This is a genomic window from Streptomyces sediminimaris, assembly GCF_047049295.1.
In the GTDB taxonomy this organism is placed as follows: Bacteria; Actinomycetota; Actinomycetes; order Streptomycetales; family Streptomycetaceae; genus Streptomyces; species Streptomyces sediminimaris.
Genome location: NZ_JBJWOT010000001.1, coordinates 1,988,146 through 2,007,784, shown reverse-complemented (window position 1 = coordinate 2,007,784; position 19,639 = coordinate 1,988,146). Strand labels below are relative to the sequence as shown.

At 73.7% G+C, this 19,639-nt stretch carries 22 protein-coding genes and 1 riboswitch; of the genes, 13 read left to right on the top strand and 9 right to left on the bottom strand.

What is annotated here, in order from left to right; all coding sequences use genetic code 11:
* Positions 1-56: 56 nt before the first annotated feature.
* A riboswitch (cobalamin riboswitch) is annotated at positions 57-196 on the bottom strand.
* A 137-nt stretch (positions 197-333) separates the two neighbouring features.
* From ACJ9NR_RS09355 to ACJ9NR_RS09345, 3 genes are all read right to left on the bottom strand, one after another.
* A complete protein-coding gene (locus ACJ9NR_RS09355) occupies positions 334-561 on the bottom strand; it encodes a hypothetical protein (protein WP_412491779.1) in 228 nt (75 codons plus the stop codon).
* 34 nt (positions 562-595) lie between these two features.
* Positions 596-1,846: an inorganic phosphate transporter gene (locus ACJ9NR_RS09350; protein ID WP_412491778.1), complete on the bottom strand. Its 1,251-nt coding sequence runs from the start codon at positions 1,844-1,846 to the stop codon at positions 596-598.
* A gap of 153 nt (positions 1,847-1,999) precedes the next feature.
* Positions 2,000-2,692 (bottom strand): lysozyme, encoded by a 693-nt coding sequence (locus tag ACJ9NR_RS09345; protein WP_412491777.1) that lies wholly within the window; start codon positions 2,690-2,692, stop codon positions 2,000-2,002.
* Positions 2,693-2,939: 247 nt separating this feature from the next.
* On the opposite strand from ACJ9NR_RS09345, the gene ACJ9NR_RS09340 reads away from it, so the two are divergent.
* The 6 genes from ACJ9NR_RS09340 (at position 2,940) to ACJ9NR_RS09315 (ending at position 9,754) form a co-directional block, all read left to right on the top strand.
* Positions 2,940-3,671, top strand: coding sequence for a class II aldolase/adducin family protein (locus ACJ9NR_RS09340; protein WP_412491776.1), 732 nt, complete (start codon positions 2,940-2,942; stop codon positions 3,669-3,671).
* A 113-nt stretch (positions 3,672-3,784) separates the two neighbouring features.
* Positions 3,785-4,903 (top strand): alpha/beta hydrolase, encoded by a 1,119-nt coding sequence (locus tag ACJ9NR_RS09335; protein ID WP_412491775.1) that lies wholly within the window; start codon positions 3,785-3,787, stop codon positions 4,901-4,903.
* 191 nt (positions 4,904-5,094) lie between these two features.
* Complete coding sequence (locus ACJ9NR_RS09330) at positions 5,095-6,492, top strand: hypothetical protein (RefSeq protein ID WP_412491774.1); 1,398 nt, start codon at positions 5,095-5,097, stop codon at positions 6,490-6,492.
* Between the two features lie 187 nt (positions 6,493-6,679).
* Positions 6,680-8,278 (top strand): ribosomal protection-like ABC-F family protein, encoded by a 1,599-nt coding sequence (abc-f, locus tag ACJ9NR_RS09325; protein ID WP_412491773.1) that lies wholly within the window; start codon positions 6,680-6,682, stop codon positions 8,276-8,278.
* A gap of 335 nt (positions 8,279-8,613) precedes the next feature.
* Complete coding sequence (locus tag ACJ9NR_RS09320) at positions 8,614-8,832, top strand: helix-turn-helix domain-containing protein (protein WP_019758351.1); 219 nt, start codon at positions 8,614-8,616, stop codon at positions 8,830-8,832.
* Between the two features lie 118 nt (positions 8,833-8,950).
* Entirely contained in the window at positions 8,951-9,754 is an 804-nt protein-coding gene (locus ACJ9NR_RS09315) for an enoyl-CoA hydratase/isomerase family protein (RefSeq protein ID WP_412491772.1), read from the top strand.
* Between the two features lie 59 nt (positions 9,755-9,813).
* Here ACJ9NR_RS09315 and ACJ9NR_RS09310 read toward each other — a convergent pair whose 3' ends face one another.
* A complete protein-coding gene (locus tag ACJ9NR_RS09310) occupies positions 9,814-10,518 on the bottom strand; it encodes a nucleopolyhedrovirus P10 family protein (protein WP_412491771.1) in 705 nt (234 codons plus the stop codon).
* A gap of 87 nt (positions 10,519-10,605) precedes the next feature.
* On the opposite strand from ACJ9NR_RS09310, the gene ACJ9NR_RS09305 reads away from it, so the two are divergent.
* The 5 genes from ACJ9NR_RS09305 to amaP are packed head-to-tail and all read left to right on the top strand — an operon-like array spanning position 10,606 to position 12,982.
* Positions 10,606-11,100, top strand: coding sequence for an Asp23/Gls24 family envelope stress response protein (locus ACJ9NR_RS09305; RefSeq protein ID WP_412491770.1), 495 nt, complete (start codon positions 10,606-10,608; stop codon positions 11,098-11,100).
* A gap of 43 nt (positions 11,101-11,143) precedes the next feature.
* Positions 11,144-11,329 (top strand): hypothetical protein, encoded by a 186-nt coding sequence (locus ACJ9NR_RS09300; protein WP_412491769.1) that lies wholly within the window; start codon positions 11,144-11,146, stop codon positions 11,327-11,329.
* Positions 11,326-11,745: an Asp23/Gls24 family envelope stress response protein gene (locus tag ACJ9NR_RS09295; protein WP_412491768.1), complete on the top strand. Its 420-nt coding sequence runs from the start codon at positions 11,326-11,328 to the stop codon at positions 11,743-11,745. The genes ACJ9NR_RS09300 and ACJ9NR_RS09295 overlap by 4 nt, the downstream gene beginning before the upstream one ends.
* Positions 11,742-12,398, top strand: coding sequence for a DUF6286 domain-containing protein (locus tag ACJ9NR_RS09290; RefSeq protein WP_412491767.1), 657 nt, complete (start codon positions 11,742-11,744; stop codon positions 12,396-12,398). Before ACJ9NR_RS09295 ends, ACJ9NR_RS09290 begins: the two co-directional genes overlap by 4 nt.
* Complete coding sequence (gene amaP / locus ACJ9NR_RS09285; protein ID WP_412491766.1) at positions 12,395-12,982, top strand: alkaline shock response membrane anchor protein AmaP; 588 nt, start codon at positions 12,395-12,397, stop codon at positions 12,980-12,982. Before ACJ9NR_RS09290 ends, amaP begins: the two co-directional genes overlap by 4 nt.
* 21 nt (positions 12,983-13,003) lie before the next feature.
* Here amaP and ACJ9NR_RS09280 read toward each other — a convergent pair whose 3' ends face one another.
* The 5 genes from ACJ9NR_RS09280 to ACJ9NR_RS09260 form a co-directional block, all read right to left on the bottom strand.
* Complete coding sequence (locus ACJ9NR_RS09280) at positions 13,004-13,759, bottom strand: SDR family oxidoreductase (RefSeq protein WP_412491765.1); 756 nt, start codon at positions 13,757-13,759, stop codon at positions 13,004-13,006.
* A gap of 5 nt (positions 13,760-13,764) precedes the next feature.
* Complete coding sequence (locus ACJ9NR_RS09275) at positions 13,765-15,552, bottom strand: glycoside hydrolase family 15 protein (RefSeq protein ID WP_412491764.1); 1,788 nt, start codon at positions 15,550-15,552, stop codon at positions 13,765-13,767.
* 83 nt (positions 15,553-15,635) lie between these two features.
* The gene (locus ACJ9NR_RS09270) at positions 15,636-16,424 is read right to left on the bottom strand and encodes an SURF1 family cytochrome oxidase biogenesis protein (protein WP_412491763.1); all 789 of its coding nucleotides are present in this window, start codon (positions 16,422-16,424) and stop codon (positions 15,636-15,638) included.
* A 64-nt stretch (positions 16,425-16,488) separates the two neighbouring features.
* On the bottom strand, positions 16,489-16,722 hold the full coding sequence (locus tag ACJ9NR_RS09265) for a hypothetical protein (protein ID WP_412491762.1): 234 nt from the start codon (positions 16,720-16,722) through the stop codon (positions 16,489-16,491).
* A 64-nt stretch (positions 16,723-16,786) separates the two neighbouring features.
* Positions 16,787-17,767 (bottom strand): DEDDh family exonuclease, encoded by a 981-nt coding sequence (locus ACJ9NR_RS09260; RefSeq protein WP_412491761.1) that lies wholly within the window; start codon positions 17,765-17,767, stop codon positions 16,787-16,789.
* 182 nt (positions 17,768-17,949) lie between these two features.
* On the opposite strand from ACJ9NR_RS09260, the gene ACJ9NR_RS09255 reads away from it, so the two are divergent.
* Both ACJ9NR_RS09255 and ACJ9NR_RS09250 read left to right on the top strand, forming a co-directional pair.
* Complete coding sequence (locus tag ACJ9NR_RS09255) at positions 17,950-18,750, top strand: acetoacetate decarboxylase family protein (RefSeq protein WP_412491760.1); 801 nt, start codon at positions 17,950-17,952, stop codon at positions 18,748-18,750.
* Positions 18,750-19,634 (top strand): SDR family NAD(P)-dependent oxidoreductase, encoded by an 885-nt coding sequence (locus ACJ9NR_RS09250; RefSeq protein WP_412491759.1) that lies wholly within the window; start codon positions 18,750-18,752, stop codon positions 19,632-19,634. The genes ACJ9NR_RS09255 and ACJ9NR_RS09250 overlap by 1 nt, the downstream gene beginning before the upstream one ends.
* Positions 19,635-19,639: the final 5 nt, after the last annotated feature.

The following is a 19,639-nucleotide window of genomic DNA, read 5'->3' as shown; positions in this document are numbered from 1 at the left end:
TCAACAGGCAGCCGGGCATGGCGATATGTCCTCACTCAGGGTGTCCGCGCCCTGGTTCGACGAGACCGGCGGTGGGAGTTCCTGGCTCCCGGGGCTACCTACCCCGGTGACAGTGGCGGGACCGCGCCGGACTCACACCGGCTTCCTCCCGTGCCGCCGTACATGGCCCCGGCAGTCCACCACGGGGCCGGAAGGGCCGTCAACTCGCCGTTGACCTGCGACGGGAGAGTGTGCGGAGGACCACACACGCGGGGTCGCGGCGGTCACGCGAACGCGTGGTGCCGGGACGGACCACCGTCCCGGCACCACGCGCGTCGGTCGTCGGCCCGGGCCTCAGCCCTTCGCCGTGATCAGGTAGATGCCGTACGCCACCGCCGTCAGGCACGCCGCGAAGCACACGTACGCGCCGGTGACCGCGAGGGCCGCCGAGTTGCCCTCGGCCGCGGCCCGTTCGCGGCGCGAGAGGCCCTTGATGCCGAGGGTGAACAGGACCACCAGGCCCACGGTGACCGCGAGGCTGACGCCGAAGACGGAGCCCAGAGCCGCCCAGTCGATCTTCATGCTGCTTCTCTTCCTTCGTGCCGGGTGCGCCGGCTCAGACGGTCGCGGCCGGCGGGGTCGCCGGATCGGCGGCGGGGACCGGGGCCGGGGCCGCGGTCGTGGACGCGAGCTCCTCGGCCACCGTGCCGGGCGGGGGCGGGGTGACGGCGGCGATGGCCGTGGTGACCACACCGGCCGGCTCGTCGACGTCGTTGACGTTCGCGGCGTTGACGACCTGGCGGCGGGAGAGCAGCCAGATCCCGGCGCTCGCGGCGACCAGGAAGACGGCGATGACGGCCGTGCCCGCGTCGCCGAGTTCAGTCACCTTCTCGGCGCCCGCGCCGACGAGCGCGGCGGCCGGCAGGGTCAGCACCCAGGCGAGGGACATCCGGCCCGCGGTGGACCACCGCACCACGCCGCCCTTGCGGCCCAGGCCCGCGCCCATCACCGAGCCGGTGACGGCGTGCGTGGTGGAGAGCGAGAAGCCGAGGTGGGAGGAGGCCAGGAGCACGGTCGCCGCGCTGGTCTGGGCGACGAAGCCCTGCTGCGGCTGGAGGTCGGTCAGGCCCTTGCCCATGGTGCGGATGATGCGCCAGCCGCCGATGTAGGTGCCGAGCGCCATGGCGAGGCCCGCGGAGAGGATGACCCAGGTGGGAGGGTTGGAGCCGGGGGCGAGGACGCCGCCGGTGACCAGGGCGAGGGTGACGATGCCCATGGTCTTCTGCGCGTCGCCGGTGCCGTGGGCGAGCGAGACCAGGGCGGCGGAGGCGATCTGGCCCGCGCGGTAGCCCTTCCTGGCGGCCCGGGTGTCGGCGTTGCCGCGGCCGGCGGCGTAGGTGAACCGGGCGGCGACCGCGGCGGCGATGCCCGCGACCAGCGGGGCGGCGACCGCCGGGATGATCACCTTGGTGACGAGCACGCCGGCGTGGACGGCGCCGGTGCCCGCGGTGGCGACCGCGGCGCCGATGAGGCCGCCCATGAGGGCGTGCGAGGAGCTGGAGGGCAGGCCCACCAGCCAGGTCACCAGGTTCCAGAGGATCGCGCCGACCAGCGCGGCGAAGATGACCTCGGGACGGATGCCGTTCTCGTCGATGAGACCCGAGGAGATCGTCTTGGCGACCTCGACGGAGAGGAAGGCGCCCACAAGATTCAGCACGGCGGACATGGCCACCGCGATCTTGGGCTTGAGCGCGCCGGTGGAGATGGTGGTGGCCATCGCGTTGGCGGTGTCGTGAAAACCGTTCGTGAAATCGAACGCGAGTGCGGTGACCACCACAATCGCGAGGATCAGCGAGAAGTTTTCCATTTACCCAGGCAATCGTTCGAAGTCATCGGTCGCTTGACCGTAGGAAACCTGAGTGAACGGAAGATGAACTGAGCAGGGCTTCGAGGTGACCTGATGAGGGGGCCGCCGTTCCGCCTCGGTCCGGCGGCCCCCGGATCCCCGGGCGCCGCTCGGCTAGTGGCCCCGGGCGAACCTCTTCAGCTGGGCCCGGGAGCCGTTGAAGAGATCCTCGTCACCCGGCAGGCCGCCCTTGCTGCCGTACTGCCAGAAGGTCCAGTACTTCCAGCCGGCGGGCAGTGCTCCCGGCCCCGACGGGCGGCGTCCTGCCAGCCACAGCGCGTGGTCATGGGCGAACGCGCGGCTGCGGCCGGTGCACGTGTTCCACCAGCGGGCGGTCGTGTAGATCACCGGCCGGCGCCCGGTGCGCCGCTTCACCTCGTCGCTGAAGGAGCGGATCCAGCGGACCATGCCCGCCTTGCTCAGGCCGTAGCACCGGTGCCTGGAGCTGTAGGGGTTGTATTCGATGTCGAGGGCCGGGGGCAGGGTCCGGCCGTCCGCGCGCCACCGGCCCCCGTGGCGGACGAAGTACGCCGCCTGGGCCCTGCCGGACGACCTGTCCGGCAGCGCGAAGTGGTACGCCCCGCGGATGATGCCGGCGTGCCGGGCGCCGTTGTACTGCCGGGTGAAGTACGGGTTGCGGTAGGTGGTGGACTCGGTCGCCTTGACGTAGACGAACCTGGCGCCCCGGGCCCTCGCCCGCGACCAGTCGACGTTCTTCTGGTGCGAGGAGACGTCGTGCCCCTTCGGCAGGCCCGCGGCCGAGGCCGGAAGCCCGGCCAGGGCGGTGCCGACGGTCAGCGCCGCCACGCAGACGGTGACGGCGCGGGCGCGGCGGAGCGGTGTGCGATCACGGGTCGTGTTCCCTCCGGAACGGCGGCGCGCACGGCGCGTCGAGGGGAGACTGCCGGGAGACCACTGCTTGGCCGCTGATCTCCGGCCGAACCGGGCGAGAGAGTGATTTGTCCTCATATGTGATCTTTCGGAGGTTCGGCTCCCGTCCTAAAGTGCCCCCGGTCCTGCGGCGTGTCGGGGGTGTGCCTGGCAGGATCGCGGCATGGCTGAGCAGCGGCAGGACCACAGGGATCGGCGGGGAGCCCGGGATGACGGACCTGACGGGTCCCGGACGGGCCGGAGGGACGTGCTCGCCGAGGAGGCGCAGGCCTGGGCGGACCTCGTCGCCACGGCCCGCCGCACCGTGTCCGACGGACTGGTCGTCGGCACCTCGGGCAACGTCTCGGTGCGGGTCGGCGACACCGTGCTGGTCACGCCGTCGGGCGTGCCCTACGACCGGCTCACGCCCGACGACGTGACCGGCGTCGGGCTCGACGGCCGCCAGGTGCTCGGCACGCTCGTCCCGACCAGCGAACTGCCCATGCACCTCGCCGTCTTCCGCACCACCGACGCCCGCGCCGTCGTCCACACGCACGCCGTGCACGCCACGGCCGTCTCCACGCTCGTCCCCGAGCTCCCGGTGATCCACTACATGACGGCCGCCCTCGGCGGCCCGGTCCGGGTCGCCCCCTATGCGACGTACGGCAGCGAGGAGTTGGCCGAGAACATGCTCCGCGCCCTCGACGGCCGCACCGGCTGCCTGCTGCAGAACCACGGCACCCTCACCCACGGCGCCACCCTGGACCGGGCCTACGACCGCACCGCGCAGCTGGAGTGGATGTGCCGGCTGTGGCTGACGGCGTCGTCCGTGCCCGGCATGTCGCCGTCGCTGCTGTCCGGCGGACAGCTGGCGGAGGTGGCGGAGAAACTGCGGGGCTACGGGCAACGCGGGTGACCGCGCGGGGTACCCGCGAGGGGATGAGCAGACCACAGAACCGCCGGCACCCCGCGTCACCCCACGCCCTCCTCCCGCTGGCCGGTCCCCCGGTCCGCCGGGACACTGGACGGGTGCGCACAGTCAGAGCGACGGCCGCGGCCGTCACCGTAGCCCTGGCGGCCGGCGCGGCGAGCGTGGCGGCCGGCCGGTTCGCGAGCGACGCGGCGCTCAAGGCGCCCCCGGGCGGACCGCTGCCCACCGAGCCACGGCTCACCGTGCACGCCACGGCGGCCGGCCAGATCGCCCTCACCCGTCACCTGGCGGCCCTGCGCCCGGGCGTCTACGGGCTCGTCGGCGACGGCGCGCACGCGGTCGTCGGCCCGGTGCTCGACACCGCCACGCACTCCGCCGACTCCGTCGTGCGCCGCCTGGAGCGGGTCACCCGGGGGACGCTGAGGCCGGGGGACAAGGTGTGGCTGACACCGGCCGTGCACGTCGGCGACCCGCGGTCCGCCCTCGGCCTCGACCACCGCGACGTCGACATCGCCGGGGAACTCGGCCCCCTGCCCGCCTGGTTGCTGCCCGGCGCCCGCGACACCTGGGTCATCACGGTGCACGGCCTCGGCACCACCCGCGAACACCCCATGAACGTCATGGAGTTCCTCAGCCGCCAGCGCTTCCCGGTGCTCGACCTCGCCTACCGGGGCGACCGCGGCGCCCCCCGCTCCCCGGACGGCCTCAGCCATCTGGGCGACACGGAGTGGCGCGACGTGGACGCGGCGATCCGGCACGCCGTCGACAACGGCGCCCGGCAGGTCGTGCTGCACGGCTGGTCCACCGGCGCCACCATGGCGCTGCGCGCCGCCGTGCGCTCCGCGCTGCGCGAGCGGATCTCGGGGCTCGTCCTCGACTCCCCGGTGCTCAGCTGGCCGGCCACGCTGCGCGCCCTCGCGTCGGCGCGCCGCACACCGGGCGCCCTGCTGCCGCTCGCCGTACGGGCCGCCCAGGGGCGCACCGGCCTGGAGCGCGACCGCACCGCCGAGGCGGCGCGGCTGAGGGTGCCGGCGCTGGTCTTCCACGGCCCGGACGACACCCTCGCGCCCTGGGAGCACTCCCGCAGGCTCGCGAACGCCCGCCCCGGCCTGATCGCCCTGCACACCGTCGCGCGGGCCCCGCACGGCGCGATGTGGAACGCCGACCCGCAGGGCTACGAGGAGGCGCTGCGCCGCTTCCTCACCCCGCTCATGTGACCCGCGGCCGGGCCCCGCCCGCGGGGCCCGGCCGCGCGCACCGGTACGGCCGGCGCCGTTCCGTTTGCGGCCCTGCCAGTGGCCTGTTCCCGGCGCCGAGCCGCCCGCCGGACCCCATGCGTTGGCCAGCCCCGTCGCCGCCCGTGACATTCCGTTTGGGTTTTCCGACCGTCAACCGGAAGACTGCACCCGTGACGTCCCGTATCCCGCGCGACTCCAGGCTCCGACTCGTCCGCCCGCGACCCCTGGCCGCCGCCCCCTCAGCCGTGAACCAGCGGCGCCCACGGCGCCCCGCGCCGCGCCCCCCGGAGGGCACACCGGCGCCCGCGGAGCTGGCCAGAATGGCGCGCTCCGGTCTGGCCGCCGCGGCCCGCGTCGCCCGCTGGGCCGACGCCGCGCTCGGCCCGGGCGGCGACGGCGCGACAGCGGACGGCAAGGCGACCCTCTCCGACCGGACCGCCGAACGCGCCGCGGCGGAACTGGGCCTGAGCGTGGCCCAGATCCGCGCCGACTGGGACACCGCCCGCCTCGCCGGCCTCATCGAGGTGCACGGCGACAGCGCCCGCCCCGGCTGGCGGCTGCGCGCCTGGAACCGCGACGACAGCGCCGTGCTGCGCGGCTGGGTCGCCCTCTTCGACGCCTGGTCGCTGGCCCACCCCGAGCCCGCCGACCACGGGCCCGCCGCCGTCGCCGAGGTCGTCTCGGCCATGCCGCAGGTGCTCTCCTTCCTCCAGCTGTCCGCCGGGCCCGTCCCGGTCGACCAGCTGCTCGACCTCCTGGAGCAGCGGGTCACGGAACTGCGCACGGCGCGTTGCGAGATCCCCTACGGCCCGCAGCCGGAGCCCGCCGCGCGGCCGGAGCCCGACGACACCCCGCTGGCCCCGCTCCTCGACTGGGCCCTGTGCGCCCTCGCCGCCGTGGGCGCGCTGACCTACGACGAGGCGCACGCCACCCTCACCCCGCTCGGCAGCTGGGCGGTCTGGGTCAAGCTGGAGCAGATCTGCGTCGCCGCGCAGAGCCCGGCCGGGAACATCGAGCAGGCGGCCGAGGACATGCTGCGCGGCTGCGCCCAGCTGCGCCCGAACGCCGCCCGCGCCGAGTACCGCGCCTGGCTGGCCGCCCGCCCCGTCGGCAGCGCCGTCACCGAGCTCATCGACGCCGCGCGCGGCGACGACGCGCTGCTGCGCGGCCTCGCCTTCGAGGCGCTGCGCGTGGTCGGCGCCCCCGCCGAGGCCGACGTCAGCGCCGTGGTCGACGAGCCCGCGCTGCGGCCGTACGCGCTGCTGTGGCTGGCCGAGCACGACGGCGTCGACCCCGAGGACGCCCACGAGGTGCTCACCCGCGAGGAGGCCACCTGGCTGTGGGTCGACACCGCCGCCGCCGTCGCCGACCACGGCGAGGCCCCGATGCTCGTACGGCACCTGGAGTCGGCCGTGCAGCCGACGGTGCCCTCGCTGCTGGAGGAGGTGCGCGCCGTCGGCCACCCCCGCACCGTGCAGGTGCTGGTCGCGCTCGCCGCGGCGCACCCCGACCCCGCCCTGGCGAAGGCCGTGCGCCGCGCCGCCTTCCAGGTGCACAACGGCGGCTGACGGGCAGGGGCGCACGCGCGCCCGGGCGTGCCGTTCGTCACGCCCGGGCGACCGAACACGCGAACCAAGAAAAAGTGGTTGCACCGCCCCGTTAGACTTGGCCCCATGGCCATTCTCCTCGCGCATTAGACGGCGGGAACGCCCTCAGCCGCCCACCCGCCAACCCTGTCTGCCCTGGAGCCTGTCCGTGATCTCCGCCTCCGGTATCGAGCTGCGCGCCGGTGCCCGTGTCCTCATCGAGTCCGCCACCTTCCGGGTCGCCAAGGGCGACCGCATCGGCCTGGTCGGCCGCAACGGCGCGGGCAAGACCACCCTGACCAAGTGCCTGGCCGGGGAGGGCATCCCGGCGGGCGGCACCATCACCCGCTCCGGTGAGGTCGGCTACCTCCCGCAGGACCCGCGCACCGGCGACCTCGACGTCCTCGCCCGCGACCGCATCCTCTCCGCGCGCGGTCTCGACGTGCTCATCCGCAAGATGCGCGAGAACGAGGAGCGCATCGCGAACGGCAAGGGCAACACCCGCGAGAAGGCGCTCAGGCAGTACGAGCGCCAGGAGACGGAGTTCCTCACCAAGGGCGGGTACGCCGCGGAGGCCGAGGCCGCCACCATCGCCGCCGCGCTCAACCTGCCCGACCGGGTGCTCGGCCAGCCGCTGCACACCCTCTCCGGCGGTCAGCGCCGCCGTATCGAGCTGGCCCGCATCCTCTTCTCGGACGCCGACACGCTGCTGCTCGACGAGCCCACCAACCACCTCGACGCGGACTCGATCATCTGGCTGCGGGACTACCTGAAGAGCTACCGCGGCGGCTTCATCGTGATCTCCCACGACGTGGACCTGGTCGAGACGGTCGTCAACAAGGTGTTCTACCTGGACGCCAACCGCGCCCAGATCGACATCTACAACATGGGCTGGAGGCTCTACCAGCAGCAGCGCGAGGCGGACGAGAAGCGGCGCAGGCGCGAGCGGGCCAACGCGGAGAAGAAGGCCGCCGCGCTGCACTCGCAGGCGGACAAGATGCGCGCCAAGGCCACCAAGACGGTCGCCGCGCAGAACATGGCCCGCCGTGCCGACAAGCTGCTCGCCGGCCTGGAGGCCGTGCGGCAGTCCGACAAGGTCGCCAAGCTGCGCTTCCCGGAGCCCGCGCCCTGCGGCAAGACCCCGCTGATGGCCGAGAGCCTGTCGAAGTCCTACGGCTCGCTGGAGATCTTCACCGATGTCGACCTGGCCATCGACAAGGGCTCCCGCGTCGTCATCCTCGGTCTCAACGGCGCCGGGAAGACGACCCTGTTGAGGCTCCTCGCGGGTGTCGAGCAGCCCGACACCGGCGCGGTCGTCCCCGGCCACGGCCTCAAGCTCGGCTACTACGCGCAGGAGCACGAGACGCTGGACGCCGACCGCACGGTTTTGGAGAACATGCGCTCGGCCGCCCCCGACATGGACCTCGTCGAGGTCCGCAAGGTGCTCGGCTCGTTCCTGTTCTCCGGCGACGACGTCGACAAGCCCGCCGGGGTCCTCTCCGGCGGTGAGAAGACCCGGCTCGCGCTCGCGACCCTCGTGGTCTCCGCCGCCAACGTCCTGCTGCTGGACGAGCCCACCAACAACCTCGACCCGGCCAGCCGCGAGGAGATCCTCGGCGCCCTGCGCACCTACAAGGGAGCGGTCGTTCTCGTCACCCACGACGAGGGCGCCGTCGAGGCGCTGCAGCCGGAGCGCATCATTCTGCTTCCGGACGGGGTCGAGGACCTGTGGGGTTCGGACTACGCGGATCTGGTCGCCCTGGCTTGATCGAAAGCGTGATCCACGGCGTATGGATCATTCGGCCCATCGGTGATCCACCATCTGTGTGAGATCTCCTCGTACCGAGGTGTGTCCTACATCGAATGCGCGGCCGGGCCCTTTATCCACCAGGGTCCGGCCGTCGTACGTCGCTGACCTGGTGCTTCGCGGAACAACCCGTTCGGCGGTACGAACGCCACCGGGTGGAATCCCTGATTCCTCTTGTGGGGACGCGCTCCCGTCGTCACATCCCTGTCTCACGGACCTTGCCGAATGGGTGGCCATGGAGCCCCGGAGGGGTGATCATGAGGAGACCAGAGCGCACTTCCCATGAGGAGGCACGGGTGGCCGAGACTCTGAAGAAGGGCAGCCGGGTGACCGGCGCCGCGCGCGACAAGCTCGCGGCAGACCTGAAGAAGAAGTACGACTCCGGTGCGAGCATTCGGGCGCTGGCCGAGGAAACCGGCCGCTCGTATGGCTTCGTACACCGGATGCTCAGCGAGTCGGGCGTCACGCTTCGTGGGCGTGGCGGGGCGACGCGCGGAAAGAAAGCCGCAGGCTGACCCCCGGGCGGCCCCTCGGCTTCGATGGTGGCCACCCGGTCGGTCGGACGATCGGCCGGGTGGTTACTGTGCAGTCACTTAGCTCTGCTCTGCTGACCGCACCCATCGGAGGCGCCCCATGGCCACGCCCGCCCAGGACAGAGGTCCCGTACTCGACAAGGACGGCGTACGGCTCACCGTCGACGACGCGCTCGCCACGGTGACGCTGACCAATCCGGCCAAGCGCAACGCGCAGAGCCCCGCCATGTGGCGGACGCTCGCCGAGGCCGGGCGGGTCCTGCCGGGGTCGGTCCGTGTCGTCGTGCTGCGCGCCGAGGGCCAGTCCTTCTCGGCCGGGCTCGACCGGCGGATGTTCACGCCCGAGGGAATTCAGGGCGAGCCGACGTTCATCGACCTCGCGCGCAGCAGCGACGGTGAACTCGACGCGAGCATCGCCGGATTCCAGGAGGGCTTCACCTGGTGGCGACGCAGCGACCTCGTGTCCATCGCCGCCGTCCAGGGGCACGCCATCGGAGCGGGCTTCCAGCTCGCCCTCGCCTGTGACCTGCGCGTCGTCACCGACGACGTGCAGTTCGCCATGCGCGAGACCAGCCTCGGGCTGGTGCCGGACCTGACGGGCACGCATCCGCTCGTCGGCCTGGTCGGCTACGCCCGCGCACTCGAGATCTGCGTGACCGGACGCTTCGTGCAGGCCGAGGAGGCCGTCAGCACGGGCCTCGCCAACCTCGCCGTCCCGGCCGACCAGCTCGACGCCACCGTCCACGACCTGGCCTCCGCGATCCTGGCGGCGCCCCGCGACGCCGTGATCGAGACGAAGGCCCTGGTCCGGGGGGCGCGGGGCCGTTCCTACGACGAGCAGCGCACCGCGGAGCGGGCGGCCCAGGCCCGCCGCCTGCGGGACCTGGCCGGACTCGGCGACTGAGCGGACCGGGCGGAGGCCCCGGCGCGGCCCCCGGCCGTCCGGCCGGCGGCCGGCCGTTCTCATCCGGCGGCGGTCACGACCACCGCCACCGTCGGGCGGTCCGGCAGCGCCGCGTGGACCGCCGCACGGACCTGCCGGGCCACGTCCGAGGCCCGGTGGCCCGCGTCCACCGCGAACTCCACGCGCGCGTGGCGGTGGGGCAGGGCGCCGGCCTCGTGCCGCTGCTCCAGATGGACCGCCCGGCCCAGGCAGGCCGTCAGGCGGGTGACACCCGGGACGGACAGGGCGGCCGCCGCCACGCGGCCCTCGTCGCCGGGTCCGGGCCCGGTGGCGTGCGGCGGGTCGGGCCGCCGCGGCGGGGCGGAGTCCGGTTCCGCCTCCAGGAGGGCCGTGACCCGCAGGTCCACCTCCGCCACCCGCAGGCCGAGCCGCTCCCCGGCCGCGGCCGCCAGCGCCGTACGCACCAGGGCCGCCGTCGCCGGCAACGGCACGGCGGCCGTCGCCGCGAACTCCGCCGTCACCCGCAGCGGTCCGGGCGGCAGCGCGCCCGGCGGAGGCGGCACCGGCGGATCGCAGACGTCCTCCGGGTCGGCCAGGGCGACGCGCAGGACGTCCAGCCGTACCCCCCGCGTCTTCCCGGCCGCACCGCGCAGAGCCGCCGCGGCCGCCTCCTCCGAGATCCACGCGCCGTCGCGCGGCCCGCCCAGGGGCAGCAGCCTGCCCGGAGCCGGCCGATGCCGCACAGCCCACCGTTCCGCCGTCATCGCTCCAGCCTGCCGCATCCCCGGCGCGCGGGACCGCAACCCCACATACCGTGGTGCGAGGAGGACGAACCGAAGGGACGTACGGCGATGACCGACATGACGGAGCAGAACCGGACGAGGACCCCCCAAGGAGAGAATGAGGTGCCGGAGACCCCCGCGACCGTGCGCAAGAGCACCCGCCGCGGCGGCGGGGACCCGGCCACCCGGGGACGGACGACGATCGCCGACGGCGTCGTCGAGAAGATCGCGGGTCTTGCCGCGCGGGACGTGGTCGGCGTGCACGCCCTGGGCAGCGGGCTCAGCCGCACCTTCGGGGCCGTGCGCGACCGGGTCCCGGGCAGCTCGAAGTCCGTGACGCGCGGCGTCAAGGCCGAGGTCGGCGAGGTGCAGACGGCGCTGGACCTGGAGATCGTCGTCGACTACGGCGTCTCCATCTCCGACGTCGCCCGCGCGGTGCGCGAGAACGTCATCGTGGCGGTGGAACGCATGGCCGGCCTCGAGGTCGTCGAGGTCAACATCGCGGTGAGTGATGTCAAGCTGCCGGAGGAAGAAGAGGAGGAGCCGGAGCCCCGGATCCAGTGACGCGCCGGCAGACCTGCGACCGCACCGCTGAGGGGAGCGCACGATGAGCATGGCCGTGGTCGGCATGATCGCCGGCATGGCACTGGGCTTCGCCGGATACTTCGGCGGCTTCGGAGCCTTCTTGCTGGTGGCCGCGCTGGGCGCCATCGGTTTCGTCGCCGGCCGGTTCCTGGAGGGGGATCTGGAGGTCGGCGACTTCTTCCGCACGCGTGACGGCCGTCGGCGGTGACCTCGGTGGGCGAGGGCGTCGCCGAGCCGCGCAGACCCCTGGCCGCCGTCGCGCCGGGCGAACGGGGGGCCCTGCGGATCGCCGACCGGGTGGTCGCGAAGATCGCCGCCGAGGCGGCCCGCGAGGTGCTCTCCGACCGGCCCCCGGACGCGGCGCCCCCGTACGCCACCGTCGTGGTGCGCCCCCACTCCGCACCGGGTCCGGGCGGGGCGGCCCCCGTCGCCGCCGCGCACGTCCGCGTCCATGTCGAGCTCGGCTACCCCTGCGACATCGGCGCCCGCTGCGCGCGGGTGCGTCGGCATGTCGCTTCGCGGGTACGCGCGTTGGTGGACATGGAGGTGCCGGAGGTCGCCGTCCACGTGGATCGGCTGCACCTGACCCCGGCGCACGGCGCGGCACAGGGGAGGACGCGATGAGCGAGCCCCAGGGCTCCGAGGGCACCACGCAGCGACTGCCGGTCATCGAGAAGGCGCGGGGGGACGGCCTCGACCAGGGCCCGCCGCCCCCACCGGCCGAGGAGGGCGTCCACGAGGGCCGCTTCTGGTCCGCGCGCCGCGTCCCCGCGGGCATCGTCGCCCTCCTCGTCCTGGCCGTCGCCGGGCTCTTCCTCTACGACATCGCCGCCGTCCGCGCGCACCGTCCGGCGATGAGCTGGCGCCGCGAACTCGCCCGGCAGCTCGCCGAGCGCCACCTCGACGGCACCTGGGTGCTGCTCGGTGCCGGTGTCGCCGCGGCCCTCGGCCTCTGGCTGGTCGTGCTCGCCCTCACGCCGGGCCTGCGCGCCGTCCTGCCGATGCGGCGCCCGCAGGCCGACGTACGCGCCGGACTGCACCGCGAGGCGGCTGCCCTGGTGCTGCGCGACCGCGCCATGGAGGTGGCCGGCGTGCAGACGGCACGGGTGCGTGTGCGCCGCGGGCGCGCCGAGGTCTTCGCGCTCTCGCACTTCCGCGAACTGGACGACGTGCGCGCGGATCTGGACGCCACGCTCGGCGAGGCGGTCGGGGGCATGGGACTCGCCCGGCCGCCCGCGCTGACGGTGCGTGTGCGGCGGCCCGGACGGAAGGGGTGAGTGCGGTGCTCAGGACCGTCAACCGTGTGCTGATCGGAGTCGTCGGGCTGGTGCTGCTGGTGCTGGGCGGCGCCGTCCTGGCCGTGGGGCTCGGGGTGCGGCCGCCCTCCTGGTGGATCCACGACGGCCGGCACGACGTCCTGCTCAGCGACGCCGAACGCACCCACTGGCGGGACGCCGGCTGGTGGTGGCCGACCGTCATCGCCGCGCTGGCCGTGCTGGTCCTGACGGCCCTGTGGTGGCTGGCCGCGGTCCTGCGCCGGCGCCGGCTCACCGAGGTCCTGGTCGACACCGGCGACGGCGAGGGCGCGCTGCTGCGGGGCCGGGCCCTGGAGGGCGTACTGGCGGGCGAGGCGGGCCGGCTGGACGGCGTGGCGCACGCCGGGGCCCGGCTGACCGGCAGCCGGACCGCCCCCGAGTCGCGGCTGCGCCTCGAGCTGGAGCCGCACGTGGACCCGGGGACGGCCCTGTACCACCTGACCACCGAGGCGCTGACGCACGCACGCGACTCGGCCGGCCTCGCGGCCCTCCCCGCGGAGGTGCGGATGACGGCCGTCAAGCACCGGGCGGAGAGGGTCGGTTGAGCGCCGGCCGTCAGCTTAAGGTCAGAAGCCGTGGCGCATCCCGCCGTCGACCGGAACCATGATCCCGGTCAGATAGGAGGCGGCCGGGGACAGCAGGAACGCCGCCGTGCGCCCGAACTCGTCCGGCGTGCCGTAACGGCGCAGCGGGATACGGGACTCGTTCGCGGCGCGCGTCGCCTCCGGGTCGGCGGACATCCCGTCCAGCTCGCGCACGCGATCCGTGTCGATACGGGCCGGCAGCAGGCCGACCACCCGGATGCCGCGCGGCCCCAGCTCGTCCGCGATCGACTTGGCGAAGCCGGCCAGCCCCGGCCGCAGCCCGTTGGAGATGGTCAGCGCCGGGATCGGCTCGTGCACCGACCCCGACAGCACGAACCCGATCACGCCCCCGGCCTCGAGCTCCGCGGCCGCCGCCCGCGCGAGCCGGACCGCGCCCAGGAACACCGACTCGAACGCTGTACGCCACTGCTCGTCGGTGTTGTCCGCCACGAACCCGGCCGCCGGCCCGCCGACGCTGATGAGGATGCCGTCGAAGCCGCCGAACCGCTGCCGCGCGGTCTCGATGAGCCGCCCCGGCGCGTCCGGGTCGGCGTTGTCGACGGCGACTCCGGCCGCGTTCGGCCCCAGTTCGGCCGCGGCGTCCGCGGTCCGCTGCTCGTCCCGTCCCGTGACGACCACCTTCGCGCCGTCCGCGACGAGCTCGCGCGCCGCGGCGTTGCCGAGGCCGCGGGTGGCCCCGGTGACGACGTACACCCGGTCCTTCAGTCCAAGATCCATGGCCCCTATCCTGCCCTCCGGTCCCCGAACAGGGCGAGGGCGGTGTTCACCAGGCCGACGTGGCTGAAGGCCTGGGGGAAGTTCCCGAGCTGCCGGTTCTCCACGGGGTCGTACTCCTCGGACAGCAGGCCCACGTCGTTGGTGAGGCCCACCAGCCGTTCGAACAGCTCCCGTGCCTCCTTGCCGCGGCCCGTCAGGTGCAGGGCCTCCGCGAGCCAGAACGAGCACACCAGGAAGGTGCCCTCGCTGCCGGGCAGCCCGTCGACCGTCGTCCCGTCCGAGCTGTAGCGGCGCAGGAAGCCCCCTTGGCCCAGTTCCTCGCGGACCGCGTCGATGGTGCCGAGCACGCGCGGGTCGTCGGGCGGCAGAAAGCCGACGCGGGGGATGAGCAGGACCGCGGCGTCCAGCTCCCGCGAGCCGTAGGACTGCGTGAAGGTCCTGCGCTCCGGGTCGAAGCCCTTCTCGCACACCTCGCGGTGCACCTCCTCGCGCAGCGCGCGCCAGCCGTCGAGGTCGCCGCACAGCTCCGGGTTCTCCTCCAGGGTGCGGACCGCGCGGTCGGCGGCCACCCACACCATGACCTTGGAGTGGACGAAGTGGCGGCGGCCGCCGCGCACCTCCCACAGCCCCTCGTCGGGCTGCCGCCACTGCTCCCGCAGCCACTCCATCAGGGAGGCCTGGATGTCCCACATGTGCGGCTTGGCGGGCAGGCCCGCGCGCCGGGCCAGGTAGAGGGAGTCCATCACCTCGCCGTACACGTCCAGCTGGAGCTGGTCGACGGCCTCGTTCCCGGTGCGCACCGGCCGCGATCCGGCGAAGCCGGACAGCCAGGGCAGCTCGAGCTCCGGCAGCCGCCGCTCGCCCGCCAGGCCGTACATGATCTGCAGGTCGGCCGGGTCGCCCGCGACCGCGCGCAGCAGCCAGTTCCGCCAGGCCTCGGCCTCCTCCCGGTAGCCCGCCGACAGGCCCACGTTCAGGGTCAGGGTGGAGTCGCGCAGCCAGCAGTAGCGGTAGTCCCAGTTGCGGACGCCGCCCGGCTCCTCGGGGAGCGAGGTGGTGGCCGCGGCGACGATGCCGCCGGTCGGCCGGTAGGTGAGGGCCTTGAGCGTGATCAGGGACCGGACGACGGCGTCGCGGTACGGGCCCTCGTAGCGGCAGCGCCCCGCCCACTCCCGCCAGTCGCGGACGCTCGTGGCGAGCGCGTCGTAGGGGTCGACGAGCGGGGGGCGCGGTTCGTGCGAGGGATGCCAGGTGAGGACGAAAGCGACCTTCTCCCCCTCCTCCACCGTGAACTCCGAGTGCGTGGCGCGGTCCTCGCCCCAGGTCTCGACCGCGGGCTCGCTGCGCAGCCAGACCGCGTCCGGGCCGGCGACGGCCACCCGCTGCCCGCCGGATCCGCGCATCCAGGGGACGATCGAGCCGTAGTCGAAGCGGAGGCGCAGGGTGCTGCGCACGGTGACACGGCCGCGCAGGCCCTCCACGACGCGCACCAGATCGGGTGCGCGGTCGCGTTGCGGCATCAGGTCGGTGACCCGGATCGCGCCCTGGTCGGTCTCCCACTCGGTGTCCAGCACGAGGGTGTCCGGGCGGTAGGCGCGGCGGGTGCAGTGGCCCGGTGCCTGCCGGGGCGCGATGCGCCAGTGGCCGTTGTCCTCCTCGCCGAGCAGCCGGGCGAAGCAGGCCGCGGAGTCGAACCGGGGCAGGCACAGCCAGTCCACGGAGCCGTCCCGGCCGACCAGGGCGGCGGTCTGTTCGTCGCCGATCAAGGCGTAGTCCTCGATGCGGGGGTGCACGCAGGTGCGGATGCCCGGCCGGCCGCCGGGCAATCAGGGCCGGCGCCGCGAAAGTGACGGCCGGGCGGCGCGGGGCGCGCGGTTCAGACGGTGCTCGGTTCCGTCTCGGACTTCGCCCCGGCAGCGGCCTCCGCCCGCTCGCGGCCCTCGCGGCGGACCAGGACCCACCAGCCCACCGGCACGGCGGCGGCGAACAGCCACCACTGGATCATGTACGCGTAGTTCAGCGGGGCGTCCTCGCGGCCGGGGTCGGAGATCTGCTCGGGACTGCCGCCCTTCGCCTTCGGCGCCGTCTGCTCGACGTAGCCGCCGAGGACCGTGGCGCCGAGACGACGCGCCTGCTCCTCGCTGTTGATCAGCATGATCTGCCGGGCGGGCAGGCCCTTGATCTCCTTGATGCCGCTCGCCGCGGTCGTCTCGTCGGCCTTCAGCCGTCCCTCGATGGTGACCTTGCCGGCGGGCGGCGCGGGGATCTCGGGAAAGGTGGTCTGCGCCGCGTCCGCCGGGATCCAGCCGCGGTTGACCAGCAGCACTTTGCCGTCGGTGAGGTCGAGCGGGGTCAGGACGTGGTAGCCGACCTCGCCGTCGGAGTTGGTGCGGCGCCGGACGACGACCTGGTGGGCGGTGTCGAAGGTGCCCGTCGCGGTGACGGTGCGGTACTTCTCGGCGCTGGTCACCGTGTGTCCGGGCGACGTCAGCCGCTCCACGGGTACCGGCTTGGCGTGCAGCGCGGCGGAGACCAGGTCGTTGCGGGCGGTGCGCATCTCGTAGCGGTGCTTCTGCCAGATGCCCAGCCTGATCATGACGGGGATCAGGACGAGGGCGATCAGGGTGAGGATCACCCACTGCCGGGACAACAGGAAGCGGTACACCCCACGACCGTACATCTCGGGCGCGGGGTGTCATCGCGTGGGGTGGCGCCGGGTGGCCGGCGCGTCAGACCTTGTCGACGATCCCCGCCCTGCCGTCCGCCCGGGCGCAGTGCCCGCCGCAGTACCAGTGGCCCTCGGCCTCGACCCCCTGGCCGATGATCGGCACCCGGCACTGCTCGCACTGGGGTGCCATGCGATGGATCGCGCAGGAGAAGCAGTCGAAGACGTGCACCGCTCCCTGGGCGTGCACCTCGAAGGACATTCCGTAGTCATTGCCGCATACTTCACAGGTCGCCATGGGCCACAGGGTGAGCCCTCGGCCGTCGCATGGGCGAGCGGGCGCCGGGCGAGTCGCGCGGCAATCACCCGTCCGAGGGCTCCACGTTGCCCAGCAGCTGACCGAACGCCGCCTCGTCCACCACCGGCGTGCCGTACTGCCGGGCCTTGACCACCTTCGAGGTGCCCGAGTCCGGGTCGTTCGTGACGAGCAGGCTGGTCAGCCGGGACAGGCTCGTCGCGACGTGCAGCCCCGCCTCGGTCGCCCGGTCCTCCAGCAGCTCCCGCTCCACCGACGTGTCGCCGGAGAAGGCGACCCGCATGCCCTGCTTGAGCGGCTTGCCGTCCTCGTAGCGCCCGGGGTTGGGGTAGGGGCACGCCGGCCTCTTGCGGGCGGGGCGCCAACTGCCCGGCCGGTGGCCGCCGTAGCCCCCGGACTGGCGCGGCACGGGCCGGTCCGTCCACTCCGTCAGCGGGCGGCACTCCAGCAGCGGCAGCCGCACGCCCGCCTCCGCCGCGGCCCTGAGGCTCGGGCGGAACGCCTCCGCCAGCACGCGCGCGTCGTCCAGCGCGTGGTGTGCGCGCTGCTGCACGACGCCGAAGTGGGCGGCCAGCGACTCCAGCTTGTGGTTGGGCAGCGGCAGGCCCAGCTCCTTGGACAGGGCGATGGTGCACAGCCGCTGCCGCACCGGCGCCTGAAGCTTCACGCGCGCGTACTCCCGCGCGATCATCTGCCAGTCGAAGACCGCGTTGTGCGCGACGAGCACCCGGCCCTCGAGCCGGGAGGCGAACTCCTCGGCGATGTCCTGGAAGAGGGGCGCGTCCCGGAGCGTCTCGTGCGTCAGACCGTGGATCCACACCGGCCCCGGGTCACGCTCGGGGTTGACCGTCGTGTACCAGTGGTCCTCGACCTCGCCGCGCGCGTCCAGCCGGTAGACGGCCGCGGAGATGATGCGGTCGTCCCGGGCCAGGCCGGTGGTCTCCACGTCAACGACCGCGTATCCCAGCGGATACGCGGCCGGCCACGCTGCGGGGGAGGACGCTGCGGTCGTGCGGTCTTCGAGCATGGTCCATGAGGATACGGGCCGCCACTGACAGCCCTGACCGTCAGGTGGCCCTCCACGCCGGTCCGTTCGGGTGCCGCGAATGGCGCGAATGTCTGTGCCCGTGGCTATGGACCTTTTCGGTCCCGGATGCGACCGTGCTGCCCGCCCGGCGTGTGACCCCCGACGGAAGGGCGGTACGGCGTATGGCACGCGTACGGTACGGCGCACGGACCGAGGCGGAGACCGCCGCCGCGCGCACGGCGAGCGCGCGGCTTCCCGACATCTGGTCCACCGGGGTCGTCGCCCTGTGGGAGACCGACCCGGACGCGCTCGCCGCGGTCCTGCCACCACCGCTGAAACCCGCCGGCCGGCCACTGGTCCGGGTGAACATCAGCGAGGTCGAGCTGCCCGGACACCCCCTCGGCGCGGGCTCGTTCGCGGTCGCCGCCGATCACGCCGGCGTCGACGGCTGGTACCCGCTCGTCATGCCGATGACCCACGAGCGGGCCCTCATCGGCGGCCGCGAGGTCTTCGGGGAGCCGAAGAAGCTGGGCGAGGTGGTGGTCGAGCGGGACGGGCCCCTGGTTCGCGCCTGGATGGCCCGGCACGGCGTCTCGTTCGTCGAGGTGCGCGGCACGGTGGCCGGGGAGCTGCCCGTGCCCGGGCCGAGCCGGAAGACCGACTTCTACTTCAAGTTCCTGCCCGCGGTGGACGGTTCGGGCTTCGACGCCGGCCCGGTGCTGGTGCACTGCCTGCGCCACGAGAAGGTGCGCAGGCTGGAGCGGGTCACCGGTGACGTCGTCCTGCGCGAGTCCGGGCACGACCCGGTGGCCGACCTCCCGGTGGTGAAGCTCCTCGGCATCACCGTCGGCGAGAAGACCAGTGACCAGCGCGGCAGGGTCGTCGAACGGGTCGACGCCGAGGCCCTGTTGCCGTACGTCCACCAGCGGTACGACGACCCGCGGCAGGTCCACGACGCGCCGCCCGCCGAGGGGAGCGCCTGATGGAGCTCGGGGCCGGACAGGTCGCCGTCGTCACCGGCGCCGCGAGCGGGATCGGACTCGCGATGGCCCGGCGGTTCGCGGCCGAGGGGCTGAGGGTCGTCCTCGCGGACGTCGAGGAGGAGGCGCTGGGCAAGGCCGCGTCCTGCCTGCGCGCCGAGGGCGCCGACGTGTACGCGCGCGTGGTCGACGTCGGGGAGCGCCGGCAGGTCCTGGACCTCGCCGAGTCGGCGTACGACACCTACGGCGCCGTCCACGTGCTGTGCAACAACGCCGGCGTCGGCTCGGGCGCCGAGGGCCGGATGTGGGAGCACGAGCCGAACGACTGGAAGTGGGCCTTCTCCGTCAACGTGTGGGGCGTCTTCCACGGTGTCCAGGCATTCGTCCCACGCATGATCGCGTCGGGTCAACCCGGTCATGTCGTCAACACGTCCTCGGGTGACGGCGGCATCGCGCCGCTGCCCACCGCCTCCGTCTACGCCGTCACCAAGGCGGCCGTCGTCACGATGACCGAGTCCCTCTACGCCCACCTCAGGGCCGAGCACGCGCGCGTGGGCGCCTCGGTGCTCTTCCCCGGACCGCACATGCTGCGCACCGGCCTGTGGGAGTCGCACCGCAACCGGCCCGCCCGGTACGCCAAGGAGCGGCCGCGCAGGACGCCGTACCGCAGCCTCGGCCAGTGGGAGACCGCGATGCGCGCCGCGGGCGAGGAGGTGCGCTTCACACCCGTGGAGGAGGTCGCGGAGCTCGTCGTCGACGGCGTCCGCGCCGACCGGTTCTGGCTGCTGCCGCCGAGCGAGCACAGCGACGACCGGATCCGTGCGCGGGCCAGGTCGATGCTGGACCGCGCGAACCCGACCTACCTGGAGAGCTTCATCCTGGACTGAGGGGG